Source organism: Limosilactobacillus coleohominis (assembly GCF_016901675.1).
GTDB classification, from domain to species: domain Bacteria; phylum Bacillota; class Bacilli; order Lactobacillales; family Lactobacillaceae; genus Limosilactobacillus; species Limosilactobacillus intestinavium.
In genome coordinates this window covers 1-1,144 of the sequence record NZ_JACJKU010000156.1, presented here as the reverse complement: position 1 = coordinate 1,144, position 1,144 = coordinate 1, and the positions used below count along the sequence as shown (strand labels likewise).

The window sequence follows — 1,144 nt, the reverse complement described above, 5'->3', positions numbered from 1 at the left end:
TGTACATAGAAGTTGGTCTAAATTGATCAACTTAATTTTTTGAAAGAAAGAGAGTGTTTCTATGTCAAAGAATCATCAAAAGGTTGTTCTTGTTGGAGACGGTGCTGTAGGTTCAAGTTATGCCTTCGCTATGGCTCAACAAGGAATTGCTGAAGAATTTGCAATTGTTGATATCATTAAGGATCGGACTAAGGGTGACGCATTAGATCTTGAAGATGCTACCCCATTCACTGCTCCAAAGATCTTCTATTCTGCTGATTATGACACTTGCAAGGACGCAGATCTTGTTGTAATTACAGCTGGTGCTCCTCAAAAACCAGGTGAAACTCGTTTACAATTGGTTGATAAGAACTTAAAGATTATCAAGTCTGTTGTAGAACCAATTGTTAAGTCTGGCTTTGATGGCATCTTCTTAGTTGCTGCCAACCCAGTTGATGTTCTTACTTACGCTGTTCAAAAGCTATCTGGTTTCCCACGGAACAAGGTTGTTGGTTCTGGTACTTCACTTGACTCAGCACGTCTTCGTGTTGCTTTAGGTAAGCTCTTTGACGTTAGCCCAGTTGATGTTCAAGCTAACATGATGGCTGAACACGGTGACTCCGAATTTGCAGCTTACTCTAGTGCAAACATCGGTGGTGTTCCTGTTTTGGAACTCGCTAAAGAAAAGGGTATTTCAATGGACGAACTGCTCAAGATCGAAGACGATGTTCGTAAGAAGGCTTACCAAATTATCGACTTAAAGGGTGCTACATTCTATGGTGTTGCTACTGCTTTAACACGGATTTCTCGTGCTATCCTTCATGACGAAAACGCCGTTCTCCCAATTGGTGCTCCATTAAATGGCGAATATGGCTTGAAGGACATTTACATTGGTACTCCTGCTGTTGTTAACGCTAATGGTGTTGCTCAAGTATTAGAAGTACCATTGGATGAACGTGAAGAAAAAGCTATGACTGATTCTGCCAAGACTTTGGAAGAAGTTGCTAAGAATGGTATGGCAAAACTTCAAGGTAACGCCTAAGTAATATACTTAATAGGTTCTTTGTCAATCGGTACTGATAATAAAATTTACAGTTCAAGCAGTCATTTTGCTTGGGCTGTTTTTTGTTTTGCAATTAGAACTAACTGTTAAGTGAGAGTTTTT

Annotated in this window: 1 protein-coding gene; it reads left to right on the top strand. The window is 39.9% G+C overall.

What is annotated here, in order from left to right; translation table 11 throughout:
• Positions 1-61: 61 nt before the first annotated feature.
• Positions 62-1,021, top strand: a complete 960-nt coding sequence (locus H5975_RS08275; RefSeq protein ID WP_178659537.1) for an L-lactate dehydrogenase — start codon at positions 62-64, stop codon at positions 1,019-1,021.
• Positions 1,022-1,144 lie beyond the last annotated feature (123 nt).